Source organism: Mycobacterium sp. WMMD1722 (genome assembly GCF_049315205.1).
Classification (GTDB): Bacteria; Actinomycetota; Actinomycetes; order Mycobacteriales; family Mycobacteriaceae; genus Mycobacterium.
This window is the reverse complement of the sequence record NZ_CP186056.1, coordinates 2962017-2979127: the sequence shown is the minus strand read 5'-3', so window position 1 is coordinate 2979127 and position 17111 is coordinate 2962017. Positions and strand designations below refer to the sequence as shown.

Below are 17111 nucleotides of genomic sequence, written 5' to 3'. Positions count from 1 at the left end.
CGTGGGAGGGCTGAACTTCGCCGGTTCGGGGTACCAGGCGTCGATGTCCGATGGTTGCCATACCCCGCACCCGCGTAGCGCCGGCGATTTCAGCACGGTCTCCCGCGCCGAACCCCAGGCCGTGGCCGCCATGACCGAGGGGGTGCGAACGTGGCTCGGTCGGGCCGTGCAGATCGACGAAGTGCGCACCGCGGACATCACCCTGGCCACCTACGAGGCGCTCGCCAACTGCGCCGACCACGCCTACCGCCACGCCGGCAGCCCGGGAACCATGACCGTGGAAGCCACCTGCGACCACCGCAACGCGCTGGTCCGGGTATGCGTTACCGATGAGGGCAGTTGGGTGGATCCCGGCGACGGGCCGGCCGTCGCCGGGCGCGGACGGGGAATTCGGCTGATGCAGGCCCTCAGTGACGACTGCACCGTGCACGGGACCGACGGCGGAACCACCGTCTGCCTGCACTTCGAACAGTGCCCCCTGGCCCGGGCGGCGCACACCGACAGTGCGCGCCCCGGGACGCCCCCGTAGTGGGTGCCCGGGCCTGTTCGGAGACGTGCGGGAGCCAACTCACACCGGCGATGGCGTTGCGCGGCGCGCGGTCTGGGTATCTTTGATGAACGTGAGTGCCGCCGACCCCATGCCGTCCTTCAATCGACGGCGTGCCCTGACCGCGCTGGCGGTCGGCCTCGTCGCGCCCGGCGCCCTGGCAGCGTGCAGCAAGGTGTCCACCGGCAACGGGGGAGCGCTGCAGACCTCGGCCGCCCCCGCGACGGCCGCGCTGAGTTTCGAACCCGCCGCCTCGGCCACCGACATCGCGCCGACCTCGCCGGTCAAGGCCAAGGTCAGTGACGGCTGGTTCCAGCGCATCGCCCTGACGAACTCGAGCGGAAAGGTCGTCGCGGGATCGCTGAACCGCGACCGGACCGTCTTCACGACCTCCGAGCCGCTCGGATACGGCGCGACCTACACCTGGTCGGGTTCGGCGGTGGGCCAGGACGGTAAGGCCGTGCCGGTGACGGGCGAGTTCCGTACGGTCGATCCGTCGACCACGGTCAACGGGCAGTTCCAACTCTCCGACGGGCAGACCGTGGGAATCGCCGCGCCGGTGATCCTGCAATTCGACGCCGCCATCGACGAGTCCGACCGCGCCACGGTCGAACGGGCGCTGTCGGTGACCACGAATCCGTCGACGGAGGGCAGTTGGGCCTGGCTGCCCGACGAGGCCGGCGGTTCCCGCGTGCACTGGCGCACCAAGGAGTACTACGCACCGGGCACCAGCGTGCGCGTCGACGCCAAGCTCTACGGCGTGAAATTCGGGGAAGACGCCTACGGTGCGGCCGATTCGTCGCTGGACTTCACCATCGGCCGCAGGCAGATCGTCAAGGCCGAGGCGTCGAGCCACCGCATCCAGGTGCTCGACGAAGCCGGTGCGGTGATCATGGATTTCCCGTGCAGCTACGGCGAGGGCGACCTGGACCGCAACGTCACCCGCAGCGGCGTCCACGTGGTCACCGAGAAGTACGAGGACTTCTACATGACCAATCCGGCCGCCGGCTACGCCAACGTGCGGGAGCGTTTCGCGGTGCGGATCTCCAACAACGGCGAGTTCATCCACGCCAACCCGGCCAGCTCGGGAGCGCAGGGCAACAGCAACGTCACCAACGGGTGCATCAACCTGTCGCTGACCGACGCCGAACAGTATTTCAACACCGCGATGTACGGGGATCCGGTCGAGGTGACGGGCACCCGCATCGACCTGTCCTACGCCGACGGCGACATCTGGGACTGGGCGATCCCGTGGGACGAGTGGAAGTCGATGTCGGCCCTGAGCGACCAGGCGTCACCGGCGGGGATGCCCAGCACGGCACCGGCGACGCCGTCGGACGCCCCCCAACCGGCCAATGGCCGGCCCGGCGGCTGACCCGGCTTACAGACCGTCGGTGCTGAACAGGTACCAGCCGCCGTCACCCGGGCCGCAGAACCAGTACGGGAACGCCCGGTCGAAGTTCGGGTCGTTCCAGACGATGGGCGCGTCGGCCTGGCATTCGGCCTCGCTGGCCCAGAACCACGGGGTTCCGTCGGTGTCGGTCTCCAGGTAGTCGGTCGCATTGGCCGTTCCCGCCGCGCCCATCAAACCCGCGAACGCCAGAGCAACCGCCCCGATTGTCGTCTTCATCTCATCCCGCCCTGTTCCATCGGTTGACGTGTCGTGTGGACCATAGCCCGGGGGTCCACCGATTCACGCCAACTTCGGGTGGCGAGCCTCAGCCCTCGCGGTGGAAGCGGGAGCCGCTGGCACCGCTGACCTGGTCACGCGGGCGCACCACGATCAGGTCCAGGTCGACGTGCGACGGCCGCCCGGCGACGAACCCGATGACCTCGGCGATGTCCTCGGCTACCAGCGGCGTCACCCCGCGGTACACCGCATCGGCACGTTCGGCGTCGCCGTCGAAGCGGTTCAGCGAGAAATCGGTCTTCACCATGCCGGGCGCCACCTCGGTGAGCCGCACCGGCCGGCCGAGGAGTTCGCTGCGCAACGTGCGGTGCAGCACCCCCTGGGCGTGTTTGGCCGAGGTGTAGCCGCCTCCGTTGTCGTAGATCTCCACCGCCGCAATCGAGGTCACCGTCACGATCAGTCCGTCACCCGAGGCGATCAGCTGGGGTAGCAGCGCCCGCGTCACACGCAGCGTGCCGAGCACGTTGGCCTCCCACATCCAGCGCCACTGGTCGATGTCGGCGTCGACGACCGGGGCCAGCCCGCGCGCGCCCCCGGCGTTGTTCACCAACACCGACAGCACCCCGGGCAACCGCTCGACGGTGTCGGCGAGCGCGGCGACATCGTCGGCCGAGGTGACGTCGGCCACCACGGCGGTGCCGCCGAGCTCCGCGGCCACCGCCTCCACCCGGTCCTGACGGCGGGCCGCGCAGACCACATGAAAACCCTGAGCGGCAAGGGTTCTGGCCGTGGCTTCGCCGATCCCGGAGCTGGCGCCGGTCACCACCGCGATGCGCGGATCGGCCTGTGGAGTCGTCATCTGCCCAACAGTAGTTGCCGTGCTAGGTTCGACTCGTGTTCCGGAACGGTCAGGCCCTCGACGCGCAGCGCTGTTGTCGCTGTTGTCGTCGCGCACGTCGCCGCGCCTGACCGAGCCCAGGGATCCGTCCGGTCCCGTCGAGTCGCAGGTGTGGCCGCCGAGCAGATCAGGCCAGACCACCCGACACGTCGACAGGACCCCTCGTGCGTACCATCCTCGTTTCCCCGCCCCGTCCGCCGGCGCCCGCTCCGGCCGTTGCGCGCCGCACCCCAGCGACTATCCGGGTGGTGGCTCCATCGCTCGGGGTCGCCGCCGCCGCCGCCGCCTCGGTGTTCGCCGCGGCCCGGCTGCGCGGGCCGATCGCCCGGGACGCCATCGCCCGAATCAGCGGGCTGAGCGTCGCCACCGTCAACCGTCAGGTCAGCGCCCTGCTCGACGCCGGAATGCTGCGTGAACGCGCCGACCTCGCGGTCGCCGGCGCCATCGGCCGGCCCCGGGTGCCGGTCGAGATCAACCACGAGCCGTTCCTGACGCTCGGTGTCCACATCGGCGCCAAGACCACCAGCATCGTCGCCACCGATCTGCTCGGCCACACCCTCGACGTGGTCGAGACCCCGACACCGCGCGGTCCGCAGAACGCGGCGCTGGCCGCGTTGTCGGCCAGTGCCGCCCGGTATCTGCGCCGCTGGCATCGGCGCCGCCCGCTGTGGGTGGGGGTCGCGGCCGGCGGAGTGGTCGACAGTGCCGGCGGATATCTGGACCACCCGCGGCTGGGCTGGTCGCAGGCCCCGGTCGGGCCGGTCCTGGCCGACGCGCTGGGCCTACCGGTGTCGGTGGCGTCGCACGTGGACGCGATGGCCGGTGCCGAATTGCTCCTGGGCGCGCGGCGCCCGCCGGGGGCCGCGCCGGCCGGCCTGGCGAATCCCGCGGCCACCAGTCTCTACGTGTACGCCCGTGAGACCGTCGGCTTCGCACTGTCGATCGGCGGGCGGGTGCACTCGCCGGTCAGTGGGCCGGGCACCATCGCCGCACTCCCGGCCCAGTCGGAATTACTGGGCGGCACAGGACAATTGGAGTCGACGGTGAGCGATGAGGCGGTGCTGTCCGCGGCGCGAAGACAGCGCATCGTCGCCCCCGACGGCCCGGCGTCGACCCTGACCGCGGTGCTGCGCGCGGCCCGCCGGGGCAACGGGCCGGCCCGCGCGCTGCTCACCGAACGGGCCCGGGTGCTCGGGGAGGCCGTCGCCCTGCTGCGCGACATGCTCAACCCCGACGATCTCGTACTCGGTGGGCAGGCGTTCACCGAATACCCCGAGGCGATGTCCGAGGTGGAGACCGCATTCACCGCCCGGTCGGTGCTGCCCGCTCGCGGTGTCCGGCTCACCACGTTCGGCAACCGCGTGCAGGAGGCCGGCGCCGGGGTGGTGTCGCTCAGCGGTCTGTTCGCCGACCCGATCGCGGCGATGCGCCGCACGCAACCCCGCCGCCCCGAGGCGTCGGCCTGATCGGCCAGCCCGACCGGGGTGTAGACATGACGGTGTGCGCCCTGCAACGGATCCGCCCGGTCGGCCGCCCCAGCGCGTAGCCGTGTTGTCGGTGCACACCTCACCGCTCGCCCAGCCGGGTACCGGCGACGCCGGCGGAATGAATGTCTATGTGCTGCAGACCGCGTTGCACATGGCTCGCCGCGGTGTCGAGGTGGAGATCTTCACCCGCGCGACGTCCTCGGCCGATGCCCCGGTGGTGCGGGTGGCGCCGGGTGTGCTGGTCCGTAACGTCGTCGCCGGACCCTTCGAGGGACTGGACAAATACGACCTGCCGACCCAGCTGTGCGCCTTCACCGCCGGGGTGCTGCGCGCCGAGGCCACCCACGAGCCCGGCTACTACGACATCGTCCACTCCCACTACTGGTTGTCCGGCCAGGTGGGGTGGCTGGCCCGCGACCGCTGGGCCGTACCGCTGGTGCACACCGCCCATACGCTGGCCGCGGTGAAGAACGCCGCACTCGCCGTCGGTGACGCCCCCGAACCGCCGCTGCGCGCGGTCGGTGAGCAGCAGGTCGTCGACGAGGCCGACCGGTTGATCGTTAACACCGAACTCGAGGCCCAGCAGCTGGTCGACCTCCACCACGCCGACCGGTCCCGGATCGACGTCGTGCACCCGGGCGTCGACCTCGACACCTTCACCCCCGGCGACCGGCGCGCGGCCCGCACCGCGCTCGGACTCCCGGCCGGGGAGCCCGTCGTGGCGTTCGTGGGCCGCATCCAGCCCCTGAAGGCTCCGGACATCCTGCTGCGGGCGGCGGCGAAACTCCCCGAGGTCCGGGTGCTGGTCGCGGGCGGTCCCTCCGGCAGCGGGCTGACCGCGCCCGACACGCTCATCGCCCTGGCGGCCGAGCTGGGCATCAGCGACCGGGTCACCTTCCTGCCTCCCCAGTCGCGCGAGCAACTGGTGAACGTCTACCGGGCCGCCGACATGGTGGCCGTGCCCAGCTACTCGGAATCCTTCGGGCTGGTCGCGGTGGAGGCCCAGGCCTGCGGCACCCCGGTGGTGGCGGCCGCGGTCGGCGGCCTGCCGGTGGCGGTGCGCGACGGCGTCACCGGCACCCTGGTCGACGGCCACGACGCCGACGACTGGGCGCACGCCATCGACGCCCTGCTGCGCAGCGGTCCGGCGCGCCTGCACCGGGCCGCCGTCGAGCACGCCGCCACGTTCTCCTGGGCGAACACCGTCGACGCACTGCTGGCGGGCTACGGACGGGCGATCACCGACTACCGAGACCGGCACCCGCGCCAGGACCAGGCGCCGGCCCGTCGCACCGCCCGGCGGTTCACCAGGCGGCGCGGGGTGCGGGCATGAGCGATCAGGATGACGTGGCAGGCCGCTCCGACCGGCGGGTGCAGCAGACGATCATCGACACCCTGGCCGAACACGACCTCGAGTACGCATTCCACGAGGGCACCCACGGCGGACTGCCGGGAATCGTGGTCGCGCTGCCGGGGGAGCGTCGCCTCAAGACCAACACGATCCTGTCGATCGGTGAGCATTCGGTGCGGGTCGAGGCGTTCGTGTGCCGCCAGCCCGACGAGAACCACGAAGGCGTGTACCGGTTCCTGTTGAAGCGCAACCGACGGCTCTACGGGGTGGCCTACACCCTCGACAACGTCGGCGACATCTATCTGGTGGGCCGGATGGCGCTGCACTCGGTGACCGGCGACGAGGTCGACCGGGTGCTGGGGCAGGTGCTCGAAGCCGTCGACGCCGATTTCAACACCCTGCTCGAACTCGGGTTCCGCACCTCCATCCGGAAGGAGTGGGAGTGGCGGGTGTCGCGGGGTGAGTCGCTGAAGAACCTGCGGGCCTTCCGTCACCTCATCGACGAGGACGGGACCGACGGCTCCCGCAACGGCTCGGCCGGCCCGACGGCGCCGTGAGAGGATTCCGGCATGGCTGAGAATTCCGGGTCCACGCTCATCCTGCTGCGCCACGGCGAAAGCGAGTGGAACGCGCTGAACCTGTTCACCGGCTGGGTGGACGTCGACCTCACCGACAAGGGCAGGGCCGAGGCGGCGCGCGCCGGGGAACTGATGGCCGAACTGGATCGCCTGCCCGATGTCCTCTACACCTCGCTGCTGCGCCGGGCCATCACGACGGCCAACATCGCGCTGGACAAGGCCGATCGGCACTGGATTCCGGTGCACCGCGACTGGCGGCTCAACGAACGGCACTACGGGGCGCTGCAGGGGCTCAACAAGGCCGAGACCAAAGAGAAGTACGGCGAAGAGCAGTTCATGGCCTGGCGCCGCAGCTACGACACCCCGCCGCCGCCGATCGAGGCCGGCAGCGAATTCAGCCAGGACACCGATCCGCGCTACGCCGGGATCGGCGGCGGTCCGCTCACCGAGTGCCTGGCCGACGTGGTCGCCCGGTTCGTGCCGTACTTCGAGGAGACGATCGTCCCCGACCTGCGCGAGGGTAAGACCGTGCTGATCGCCGCCCACGGCAATTCGCTGCGCGCCCTGGTGAAGTACCTGGACGGGATGTCCGACGAGGACGTCGTCGGATTGAACATCCCGACCGGCATCCCGCTGCGCTACGACCTCGACGCCGATCTCGCACCGAAGGTCGTCGGCGGCACCTACCTGGACCCCGAGGCCGCGCAGGCCGGGGCGGCGGCCGTGGCCTCGCAGGGTGGCAAGTAGCGACGGCGCCGGACGCTGAGCGAACGGCCGGTGAACTGCGGTGGAACACCTGCATTTCGATTTGTGACTTGTCGCGTTTTGGCCGCACGCTGCTGGGATGACGTTCACCGCGTGCGTACGATTTTCGCGTGAGTGTGGGACCCGCGCTGCTGACGGCAGCCGTGGCGCTCCTCGCGCTGTTGATCGGCGTGGGTGTGGGCGTGACGCTGACTCCGCGGGTCGTGGAGCGCCGGCGGCGCCGGGCCGTGGACCAGGCGGGTATCACGGTCTCGCAGATGCTGGCGCACATCGTGCGGACCTCACCGGTGGGGATCGCGGTGGTCGACACCTTCCGTGACGTCGTCTACAGCAACGCGCGGGCCGCGGAGCTGGGCCTGGTCCGGGACCGGCTACTCGACGAACGGGCCTGGGCAGCCGCCGAACAGGTGCTGGCCACCGGCCAGGGCGTCGAGGTGGACCTGTCGCCGCGCAAGGTGTTCCGGCCGGGGCGGTCCGGATTGTCGGTGCGCGGCACGGTGCGGCTGCTAAGCGAGGAGGACCGCCGGTTCGCCGTCGTCTACGTCGACGACCAGTCCGAACATGCCCGTATGGAGGCCACCCGCCGGGACTTCGTCGCCAACGTCAGCCACGAACTCAAGACCCCGGTCGGCGCCATGGGAGTGCTCGCCGAGGCGCTGCAGGCCTCCGCCGACGACCCGGACACGGTGCGGCACTTCGCCGACAAGATGGTCGCCGAATCCCACCGGCTGGCGGATATGGTCGGCGAACTGATCGAACTGTCCCGGCTGCAGGGCGCCGAGCGGCTGCCCGACCTGGATGCCGTCGACGTCGACGCCGTGGTCAACGAGGCGCTGACCCGGCACAAGGTGGCCGCCGACAACGCCGACATCGCGATCACCACCGACGCGCCGACCGGCTTCCGGGTCTACGGGGACGAGTCGCTGCTGATCACCGCGCTGGCCAACCTCATCTCCAACGCCATCGCGTATTCCCCCAAGGGTTCGCCGGTGTCGGTGAGCCGCCGCCGCCGCGGCGACAACATCGAGATCTCGGTGACCGACCGCGGCATCGGTATCGACAAGGAAGACCAGGAGCGCGTCTTCGAACGCTTCTTCCGGGTCGACAAAGCCCGCTCCCGCGCGACCGGTGGAACCGGCCTGGGCCTGGCGATCGTCAAGCACGTCGCGGCCAACCACAACGGCTCCATCCGGCTGTGGAGCCAGCCGGGCACCGGGTCGACGTTCACCCTGTCCATCCCGGCCCATCCCGACCAGGACCCCGAACCCACCGACACGTCCAGTGCCATACCCGACCGAGAGGACCGACGAGACCAATGACCAGTGTGTTGATCGTGGAGGACGAGGAGTCCTTGGCCGATCCCCTGGCCTTCCTGTTGCGCAAGGAGGGATTCGAGGCGACCGTGGTCGCCGACGGCCCGTCCGCGCTGGCCGAGTTCGACCGCTCGGGCGCCGACATCGTGCTGCTGGACCTGATGCTGCCCGGGATGAGCGGCACCGACGTCTGCAAACAGCTGCGGGCCCGCTCGAGTGTCCCGGTCATCATGGTCACCGCACGCGACAGCGAGATCGACAAGGTGGTCGGGCTGGAACTCGGCGCCGACGACTACGTCACCAAGCCCTATTCGGCGCGTGAACTCATCGCCCGCATCCGGGCGGTGCTGCGGCGCGGCGCGGAGACCGACGATGCGGGCATCGCCGACGGTGTCCTCGAGGCGGGCCCGGTGCGGATGGATGTCGAGCGTCACGTGGTCAGCGTCAATGGCTCGCCGATCACGTTGCCGCTCAAGGAATTCGACTTGCTCGAATACCTCATGCGCAACAGCGGCCGGGTGCTCACCCGAGGCCAGCTGATCGACCGGGTGTGGGGCGCCGACTACGTCGGGGACACCAAGACCCTCGACGTCCACGTCAAACGGCTCAGGTCCAAGATCGAGGCCGACCCGGCCAATCCGGTTCACCTGGTCACGGTGCGCGGGCTCGGATACAAGCTCGAGGGCTGACGCCCCGGGGGCCCGGTCAGCCGGTCACGCCGCCCATGATCTCGAACACCTCGAAGGTGTTGACACCGGCGAGCACCGACGGATCGCGGTTGCCGAGTTCGAGGACCTCGGCGCGGTCGGCGGCGCGCAGCACCCCGAGGCCCCATACGCCCTCGGGGTCGGCGACCGGTCCGTAGACCACGACCCGGCCGGCGGCCAGCAGTTCGCGCCAGTAGTCCTGATGGCCGGCCATGGCCTGCTGTTCGTCGGGCGTCATGGTCTGGGCGAAGTCGGCACGCGGCGGCGTGAGCCGGAACAGGAACAGTCCGCCGGGCGGTGACGTGTTCACTGCGCGGCGCGGGTCGCCGGGTGCACCGCGATCAGGCCGAGTCCGTTGCGGCGCTTGCACATCGCGGCGAGTTCGGCGTAGGCCTTCTCACCCAGGAGTTCGGTCAGCTCCGGCGCGTAGGACTGGTAGACCTGCCGGGTGCCCACGTGGGCGGCCGGGTCGCCGGTGCAGTACCAGTGCAGATCAGCGCCGCCCTCACCCCAGCCGCGACGGTCGTACTCGGTGATCCAGGTCTTGAGGATCTCGGAGCCGTCGGGCCGCTCGACCCACTCCTGACTACGCCGGATCGGCAGCTGCCAGCAGACGTCGGGTTTCATGGTCAGCGGCTCGACGCCGAGGCTGAGGGCTTTGGTGTGCAGCGCACATCCGATACCTCCACCGAAACCGGGGCGGTTCAGAAAGATGCAGGCGCCCTTGTACTTTCGCGTTCGCAGGTTGGGCTTGTCGTCGTAGGAGTCCATCTCGAGGTAGCCCTTCCTGCCCAACCCCTTGTCGCGGAACTGCCAGTCGGCGTCGGTGAGCTGGGCGACCGCGTCGTCGAGCCGCGCCCGGTCGTCGTCGTCGGACAGGAAGGCGCCGTGCGAGCAGCAGCCGTCGTCGGGGCGGTTCGCCACGGTCCCCTTACAGGCCGGGGTCCCGAACACGCAGGTCCATCGTGACAGCAGCCAGGTCAGGTCGGCGGCGATCAGGTGTGCGGGGTCGTCCGGGTCGTAGAACTCCACCCACTCGCGGGCGAAGTCCAGTTCGACCTCGCCGGGATGGCAGTCGGTCACAGTTCTCAACGCTACTACCCGCATCGGGCGGTTGCCCTGCAGCGACGGGGGTGTCGGCGCATGGTCGGCCAGGGGGGACCGTCTAGGTTGGAGACGTGCGATTGGGCGTGCTCGACGTGGGCAGCAACACGGTTCACCTGCTGGTGGTGGACGCGCGCCGGGGCGGCCACCCGACGCCGATGAGTTCGACCAAGGCCCCGCTGCGGCTGGCCGAAGCGATCGACGGTTCGGGGAAGCTGACCCGCAAGGGCGCCGACCGGCTGATCGGCACGGTAGACGAGTTCGCCAAGATCGCGGGGAGTTCGGGGTGTGCGGAGTTGATGGCGTTCGCCACGTCCGCGGTCCGCGACGCGACCAACTCCGAGGACGTGCTGGCCCGGGTGCTCGCCGAGACCGGCGTGCGGTTGCAGGTGCTCAGCGGTGTCGACGAATCCCGGTTGACGTTCCTGGCGGTGCGGCGCTGGTATGGCTGGAGCGCGGGCCGGATCATCAACATCGACATCGGCGGCGGATCGCTGGAGCTGTCCAACGGCGTCGACGAGGTGCCCGAGGTGGCGCTGTCCCTGCCCCTGGGCGCCGGGCGGCTCACCCGCGAATGGCTGTCCGACGATCCGCCGGGCCGGCGCCGGGTCGCCATGCTGCGCGACTGGCTGGCCACCGAATTGGCCGACGCCGGTGCCGAGCTGGTCAAGGCGGGCGGACCGGATCTGGCGGTCGCCACCTCCAAGACGTTCCGTAGCCTGGCCAGGCTGACCGGGGCCGCCCCGTCGGCGGCCGGTCCGCGCGTCAAACGGACGCTGACGGCGGCCGGGTTGCGGCAGGTCATAGCCTTCATCTCTAGGATGACCGCGGCTGATCGAGCGGAATTGGAAGGGGTGAGCGCCGACCGGGCGCCACAGATCGTGGCGGGAGCACTGGTGGCCGAGGCGAGTATGAAAGCGCTGGGGATCGAGTCCGTGGACATCTGTCCCTGGGCGTTGCGCGAAGGATTGATCCTGCGGAAACTCGACAGCGAGGCCGACGGCACCGCGTTCGTCGGCGGAGCCGACAATCTGGCCGCGGTCGAGACCTCGGTGCGCGATGCTGGACGAGAGACGCTCAGGCCCAGAGGCGGCAACACACGATGACAGGACCAGACAACAGCAACACCCGGCCGATCTCGGTCGCCGAGTTGCTGGCCAAGAACGGCACCATCGGCGCACCGCCGGCGGGCGGCCGGCGACGGCGGCGCCGCGGAAACGCCGATGCGGTGACGGTGGCCGAGCTGACCGGTGAGATCCCGATCATCTCCGACCGCACCGGCGCCATCCCCGTCGTGACCGAACCCGAGACGGCCGAACCGCAGGCCGAGGAGGTCGCGCCCGCAGAGCCGGAGGCCCCTGAGGTACCGCCGCAGGAGCCGGACGCAGCGGAGATCCCCGAAGAGGCCGTCGTCGAGGTCGACGCTCCCGCTGAGGACCACGAACTCCAGGCCGAGGAGCTCGAGGTCGACGATGCCGGAGACGCCGGGACCGAGGACCGAGATTCGGTCGACGCCGATGTCGCGGCCGCCGACGTCGAGGCCGCCGACGTTGCGGCCGACACCGAAGCCGAAGCCGGGGCGGCTGAGGACGACACCGCCGAGGCGGATTATCAAGCCCACCTGCAGGCGCGCGAGGCCAGCGACGATCCGGTGGCGTTCACGCCGCAGCGGCGGCGGCCGTGGTCGTTCGGGCAGCGCACCGAACCCACCCGGGGCGGAGCCGAGGAGATGAGCCCGGACCCGGTGGTCGAGATCGACGAGGACGAAGACCTCCTCGACAACGGCGATCTGCTCGATCCGCCGCTCGAACTCGACGCTGCGGATCTCGACGACGAGGATCTCGACGATGAGGATCTCGAGGACGCGGACCTCGAGGACGGCGACCTCGACGAGGACGCCGACGGCAGGGTGTCGCCCTACTACCGCTCCAGCGCCGGGCCGCTGTTCGGCGGCCAGTCCGTCGCCGACGATCTGGCCCGCCGCGGCAGTGACGCCCCCGCCGCCGACCTCGACTCCGACGCGTCGGCCGAAGACCGCGAGGAATCCGGCGACCAGCCGAGCCGCACGTCGGGCTTCCTGCGCGGCGCATGGATCGTCGGACAGTGCATCCTCGCGGTCGCCTTCGGCGCGGGTCTGTTCATCGCCTTCGACCAACTGTGGAAGTGGAACAACATCGTGGCGCTGGTCCTGTCGGTGCTCGTCATCCTCGGCCTGGTGGTGGGTGTGCGCGTGGTGCGCAAGACCGAGGACATCGGCAGCACCCTGATCGCCGTCGCGGTCGGTGCGCTGGTCACCCTGGGTCCGCTGGCGTTGCTGCAGTCGGGCTAGCAGCCCGGTGCGCCCCGCGATCAAGGTCGGACTGTCCACGGCCTCGGTCTATCCGCTCAGGACCGAAGCTGCCTTCGAATACGCCGCACGTCTGGGGTACGACGGCGTCGAGCTGATGGTGTGGGCCGAATCCGTCAGCCAGGACGTGGATGCCGTGGCTGCGCTGTCCGCCAAGTACGGCGTCCCGGTCCTGTCCGTGCACGCCCCGTGCCTGCTGATCTCGCAGCGGGTGTGGGGCGCCAATCCGATTCCCAAGCTGGACCGCAGTGTGCGCGCCGCCGAGCAGCTGGGTGCGCAGACGGTCGTCGTGCACCCACCGTTTCGGTGGCAACGCCGCTACGCCGAGGGATTCGCCGACCAGGTCGCCGAACTCGAGGCGAGCAGCGAGGTCATGGTCGCCGTGGAGAACATGTTTCCGTTCCGGGCCGACCGGTTCTTCGGCGCCGGCCAGACCTCGATCGAGCGGATGCGCAAGCGGGGTGGGCGCCCGGGCCCCGGCATCTCCGCCTTCGCCCCGTCCTACGACCCGCTCGACGGTGAGCACGCGCACTACACCCTGGATCTTTCCCACACCGCTACCGCGGGTACCGACGCGGTGGAGATGGCCCGCCGAATGGGTATCGGCGGTCCGGACGGTCTGGTCCACCTGCACCTGTGCGACGGTAGCGGCGCGTCCACCGACGAACATCTGGTGCCCGGCCGCGGCACCCAGCCCACCGTCGAGGTGTGCGAGATGCTGGCCGCGAGCGACTTCGGCGGTCACGTCATCCTCGAGGTGACGACGTCCGGAGCGCGGACGGCAGGCGAGCGCGAGGCGTTGCTGCGGGAGTCGCTCGAATTCGCCCGCACCCACCTGTTGCGCTGACCGATCGAGAAGGAGAAGCCGTGGGCTCGACCCTGTTCTCCGATGCCATGGAGCTGACGCCGCTCGGGGACGGGCGTTACGCCGGCTTTCTCAACGAGCACTGGACCATCGGTCCGAAGGTGCACGGCGGATCCATGCTGGCGTTGTGCGCGAAAGCGGCCTGGCTCGAGTGCGGCGTCGAGCCGATCGCGGTGTCCGGCAACTTTCTGTGGGCGCCGGACCCCGGTGCCATGGAGATCGTCACCACGGTGCGCAAACGCGGCCGCCGGGTGTCGCTGATCGACGTGGAACTGAAGCAAGGGGGCCGAACCGGCGATGAGCGCTCGCGCGAAGAGCAGAAAACCGCGGTCCGGGTGGCGGTCACCCTCGGGCGTCCCGAACACGACGTCACACCGCTGCTGTCGGTGAATCCGGTGGTGTCGCTGATGACGCCGGAGCCGCCGCCCGGGCTCGAACCCATCGGACCGGGACACCCGATGGCCGACATCGTCCACCTCGCGCATGGCTGCGACATCCGCCCGTCGCTGACCACCATGCAACCGCGTGCGGACGGCGGACCGCCCGTCATCGAGTACTGGGTGCGGCCGCGGGGTGCCGAACCCGACCTGCTGTTCGCGCTGCTGTGCGGTGACGTGTCGGCGCCGGTCACCTACGGCGTCAACCGCTTCGGATGGGCCCCCACAGTCCAGCTGACGGCCTATCTGCGGGCGCGGCCCGCCGACGGGTGGCTGCGCGTCATCTGCACGACGACCCAGATCGGGCAGGAGTGGTTCGACGAGGACCACATCGTCGTGGACTCCGCCGGTCGCATCGTCGTGCAGACCCGGCAACTGGCGATGGTGCCGCCAACCGTCTGATCCACGGCATGCAATGCTTTGAGCCATGGCCAGAATCGCGATCATCGGTGGCGGAAGTATGGGGGAGGCGCTGCTCGCCGGGTTGCTGCGCGCCGGTCGGCAGGTCAAGGATCTGGTGGTCGCCGAGAAGAACCCGGAGCGGGTGAAGTTCCTCGCCGAGAAGCACTCGGTGTTGGTCACCTCGGTCGTCGAGGCCACCGACAACGCGACCTATGTGATCCTGGCGGTGAAACCGGCCGATGTGGAGCATGTCATCGACGACATCGCCGCTGCCGCCGCCAACGCCGAGACCGACACCGCCGAGCAGGTCTTCGTCACCGTTGCCGCCGGGGTCACCACCGCCTACTACGAGAGCAAGCTGCCTGCGGGCGCACCGGTCGTGCGGGCCATGCCCAACGCGCCCGTCGTGGTCGGAGGCGGGGTCACCGCGCTCGCGCCCGGCCGGTTCGCCACCGCCGAGCACCTCAAGGAGGTCTCGGCGCTGTTCGACTCCGTCGGCGGTGTCCTGACCGTCCCGGAACCTCAACTCGACGCGGTGACCGCCGTATCGGGTAGCGGACCCGCGTACTTCTTCCTGATGGTCGAGGCGCTCGTCGACGCCGGCGTCGCCGCGGGTCTGTCCCGGTCGGTGGCCACCGATCTGGTGGTGCAGACGATGGCCGGTTCGGCGGCGATGCTGCTCGAACGCCTCGACGAGGCGCAGCCGGCGGGCGATGTGGCGGGGCTCTCGCCGGCCGCCGGCTTCGACACCACTGCCGCGCAACTGCGGGCCACGGTTACCTCGCCGGCCGGCACCACCGCCGCTGGGCTGCGGGAACTGGAACGGGGGGGGTTGCGGTCGGCGGTCGCCAACGCCGTCGACGCTGCGAAAACCCGCTCTGAGCAGCTCGGAATTACATCCGGGTAGTTCACCGATTTCACATTGATTAACCCACACCCGTCGCAGTAACCCCATCCGCCACGCTATTCTCCTCGTGTATGCACGGGTGGGTCCAGCGGTGGGGAAGCCGCTGGAACTGCTCGGGCCTGATGGATTGGGTTGCGATGACGTCAACGAACGGGCCATCGGCACGTGACTCGGCCGGCGGGAAGCGCGACGGTGCTTCCGATGGTCAACAGCCACGAGCGCAATTCCTCACGGTCGCCGAGGTGGCGAATCTGATGAGGGTCAGCAAGATGACGGTCTATCGCCTGGTGCACAACGGCGAACTGCCGGCCGTGCGGGTGGGCCGGTCGTTCCGGGTGCACGCCAAGGCGGTCCACGACATGTTGGAGAGTTCGTACTTCGACGCCGGATAGGCCTACGGCCCCACCGGGGGGCGCAGAGGCGTTTTCGCGTCGGGATCGCTGCCTGGGTAAGGTGTCCGGGTTGGACGTCAACTTCCGACGTCGAGCCGCCGGGGGCGTTCCCCCGCGCCGGCCGGCGTCGGACACAGGAAAACGTAGGTAGCGGAGTTCATGGGTTCAGTCATCAAGAAGCGTCGTAAGCGCATGTCGAAGAAGAAGCACCGCAAGCTCCTTCGGCGCACCCGGGTGCAGCGCAGAAAACTCGGCAAGTAGCTCTCAGCCGCTCGTCACGTGGCTTCCAGCGGCAACGGTTAGGCTGGCTCCGTGGAGACGACCGCACCGGGGGACGGTCAGTACCCGAAGGTGGTACTGGTCACCGGGGCGTGCCGTTTCCTCGGTGGCTACCTGACCGCCCGCCTGGCGCAGAACCCGTTGATCGACCACGTCATCGCCGTCGACGCGGTGGCCCCGAGCAAAGACATGCTGCGCCGAATGGGGCGCGCCGAATTCGTCCGCGCCGATATCCGTAATCCGTTCATCGCGAAGGTGATTCGTAACGGCAACGTGGACACCGTGGTGCACGCCGCGGCGGCGTCGTACGCCCCGCGGGCCGGCGGGCGGGCCACGTTGAAGGAACTCAACGTGATGGGCGCGATCCAGTTGTTCGCCGCCTGCCAGAAGGCCCCGTCGGTGCGCCGGGTGGTGGTCAAGTCGACCTCCGAGGTGTACGGCTCGAGCCCCCACGACCCGGTGCTGTTCACCGAGGACAGCAGCGCGCGGCGGCCACCGGCCGAGGGCTTCGCCCGAGACAGCATGGACATCGAGGGGTATGTGCGCGGACTGGGCCGCCGCCGCGCCGACATCGCGGTGACGATCCTGCGGCTGGCCAACATGATCGGACCGGCCATGGACACCGCGCTGTCGCGGTATCTGGCCGGACCCGTGGTGCCCACGGTGCTCGGACAGGATGCCCGGCTGCAGCTGTTGCACGAACAGGACGCTCTGGGCGCTCTGGAGCGGGCGACGGTCGCCGGCAAGGCCGGGACCTTCAACGTGGGGGCGGCGGGAATCATCATGATGAGCCAGGCGATCCGGCGGTCCGGGCGGATCGCGCTGCCGGTGCCGCGTTCGGCGCTGTGGGCTGTGGATTCGCTGCGGCGCGCCACTCGCTACACTGAGCTCGATCGCGAGCAGATGAACTACCTGAGCTACGGCAGGGTCATGGACACCACGCGCATGCGCGAGGTCCTCGGCTATAACCCAAAGTGGACGACGGCGGAGGCTTTTGACGATTACGTGCGCGGCCGTGGACTGACGCCGATCGTTGATCCACGATGGGTACGCTCGGTGGAAGGTCGCGCGGTAGCGGTGGCGCAGCGCTGGGGACGTTGAG

Annotated in this window: 20 protein-coding genes; 16 read left to right on the top strand and 4 right to left on the bottom strand. The window is 69.9% G+C overall.

Features of this window, described 5'->3' with window-relative positions:
* Nucleotide 1 precedes the first annotated feature (1 nt).
* The gene (locus ACN27E_RS14305; protein WP_422742347.1) at nt 2-529 is read left to right on the top strand and encodes an ATP-binding protein; all 528 of its coding nucleotides are present in this window, start codon (nt 2-4) and stop codon (nt 527-529) included.
* 91 nt (nt 530-620) lie between these two features.
* Nucleotides 621-1922, top strand: coding sequence for a L,D-transpeptidase (locus tag ACN27E_RS14300; protein ID WP_422742344.1), 1302 nt, complete (start codon nt 621-623; stop codon nt 1920-1922).
* A 6-nt stretch (nt 1923-1928) separates the two neighbouring features.
* On the opposite strand, the gene ACN27E_RS14295 is transcribed toward ACN27E_RS14300, so the two are convergent.
* Nucleotides 1929-2177, bottom strand: coding sequence for a hypothetical protein (locus tag ACN27E_RS14295; RefSeq protein WP_422742341.1), 249 nt, complete (start codon nt 2175-2177; stop codon nt 1929-1931).
* An 88-nt stretch (nt 2178-2265) separates the two neighbouring features.
* Nucleotides 2266-3036 carry an SDR family oxidoreductase gene (locus ACN27E_RS14290; RefSeq protein WP_422742339.1) on the bottom strand — a complete coding sequence of 257 codons (771 nt, stop codon included), beginning with the start codon at nt 3034-3036 and terminating at the stop codon, nt 2266-2268.
* 212 nt (nt 3037-3248) lie between these two features.
* Here ACN27E_RS14290 and ACN27E_RS14285 point away from each other — a divergent pair, with 212 nt between their 5' ends.
* From ACN27E_RS14285 to regX, 6 genes are all read left to right on the top strand, one after another.
* Complete coding sequence (locus tag ACN27E_RS14285; RefSeq protein WP_422749873.1) at nt 3249-4541, top strand: ROK family protein; 1293 nt, start codon at nt 3249-3251, stop codon at nt 4539-4541.
* A gap of 34 nt (nt 4542-4575) precedes the next feature.
* On the top strand, nt 4576-5895 hold the full coding sequence (gene mshA / locus ACN27E_RS14280; RefSeq protein WP_422742336.1) for a D-inositol-3-phosphate glycosyltransferase: 1320 nt from the start codon (nt 4576-4578) through the stop codon (nt 5893-5895).
* Nucleotides 5892-6470, top strand: a complete 579-nt coding sequence (locus tag ACN27E_RS14275) for a YbjN domain-containing protein (RefSeq protein WP_422742333.1) — start codon at nt 5892-5894, stop codon at nt 6468-6470. The genes mshA and ACN27E_RS14275 overlap by 4 nt, the downstream gene beginning before the upstream one ends.
* A 12-nt stretch (nt 6471-6482) precedes the next feature.
* Entirely contained in the window at nt 6483-7238 is a 756-nt protein-coding gene (locus ACN27E_RS14270; RefSeq protein ID WP_422742331.1) for a phosphoglyceromutase, read from the top strand.
* A gap of 128 nt (nt 7239-7366) precedes the next feature.
* Entirely contained in the window at nt 7367-8575 is a 1209-nt protein-coding gene (locus ACN27E_RS14265; RefSeq protein ID WP_422742328.1) for a sensor histidine kinase, read from the top strand.
* Nucleotides 8572-9258 (top strand): two-component sensory transduction protein RegX, encoded by a 687-nt coding sequence (regX, locus tag ACN27E_RS14260; protein ID WP_422742326.1) that lies wholly within the window; start codon nt 8572-8574, stop codon nt 9256-9258. Before ACN27E_RS14265 ends, regX begins: the two co-directional genes overlap by 4 nt.
* 16 nt (nt 9259-9274) lie before the next feature.
* On the opposite strand, the gene ACN27E_RS14255 is transcribed toward regX, so the two are convergent.
* Together ACN27E_RS14255 and ACN27E_RS14250 are read right to left on the bottom strand one after the other, a co-directional pair.
* On the bottom strand, nt 9275-9562 hold the full coding sequence (locus ACN27E_RS14255; RefSeq protein WP_422749871.1) for a YciI family protein: 288 nt from the start codon (nt 9560-9562) through the stop codon (nt 9275-9277).
* A gap of 20 nt (nt 9563-9582) precedes the next feature.
* Entirely contained in the window at nt 9583-10359 is a 777-nt protein-coding gene (locus tag ACN27E_RS14250; protein WP_422742324.1) for a hypothetical protein, read from the bottom strand.
* A 95-nt stretch (nt 10360-10454) separates the two neighbouring features.
* Between ACN27E_RS14250 and ACN27E_RS14245 the strand changes: the two genes are divergently transcribed.
* The 8 genes from ACN27E_RS14245 (at nt 10455) to ACN27E_RS14210 (ending at nt 17110) form a co-directional block, all read left to right on the top strand.
* Nucleotides 10455-11486 carry a hypothetical protein gene (locus tag ACN27E_RS14245; protein ID WP_422742323.1) on the top strand — a complete coding sequence of 344 codons (1032 nt, stop codon included), beginning with the start codon at nt 10455-10457 and terminating at the stop codon, nt 11484-11486.
* On the top strand, nt 11483-12709 hold the full coding sequence (locus ACN27E_RS14240; protein WP_422742321.1) for a hypothetical protein: 1227 nt from the start codon (nt 11483-11485) through the stop codon (nt 12707-12709). The genes ACN27E_RS14245 and ACN27E_RS14240 overlap by 4 nt, the downstream gene beginning before the upstream one ends.
* A 7-nt stretch (nt 12710-12716) precedes the next feature.
* Nucleotides 12717-13574, top strand: coding sequence for a sugar phosphate isomerase/epimerase family protein (locus ACN27E_RS14235; RefSeq protein ID WP_422742319.1), 858 nt, complete (start codon nt 12717-12719; stop codon nt 13572-13574).
* Nucleotides 13575-13621: 47 nt separating this feature from the next.
* On the top strand, nt 13622-14431 hold the full coding sequence (locus ACN27E_RS14230) for a thioesterase family protein (protein ID WP_422749870.1): 810 nt from the start codon (nt 13622-13624) through the stop codon (nt 14429-14431).
* Between the two features lie 25 nt (nt 14432-14456).
* A complete protein-coding gene (gene proC, locus ACN27E_RS14225) occupies nt 14457-15338 on the top strand; it encodes a pyrroline-5-carboxylate reductase (protein WP_422742317.1) in 882 nt (293 codons plus the stop codon).
* Between the two features lie 137 nt (nt 15339-15475).
* Complete coding sequence (locus ACN27E_RS14220; protein WP_066830872.1) at nt 15476-15730, top strand: cell division/environmental response transcriptional regulator; 255 nt, start codon at nt 15476-15478, stop codon at nt 15728-15730.
* Nucleotides 15731-15889: 159 nt separating this feature from the next.
* A complete protein-coding gene (locus tag ACN27E_RS14215) occupies nt 15890-15991 on the top strand; it encodes a 30S ribosomal protein bS22 (protein ID WP_003402602.1) in 102 nt (33 codons plus the stop codon).
* Nucleotides 15992-16042: 51 nt separating this feature from the next.
* Nucleotides 16043-17110 (top strand): SDR family oxidoreductase, encoded by a 1068-nt coding sequence (locus ACN27E_RS14210; protein ID WP_422742314.1) that lies wholly within the window; start codon nt 16043-16045, stop codon nt 17108-17110.
* The last annotated feature ends 1 nt before the right edge of the window (nt 17111 follow it).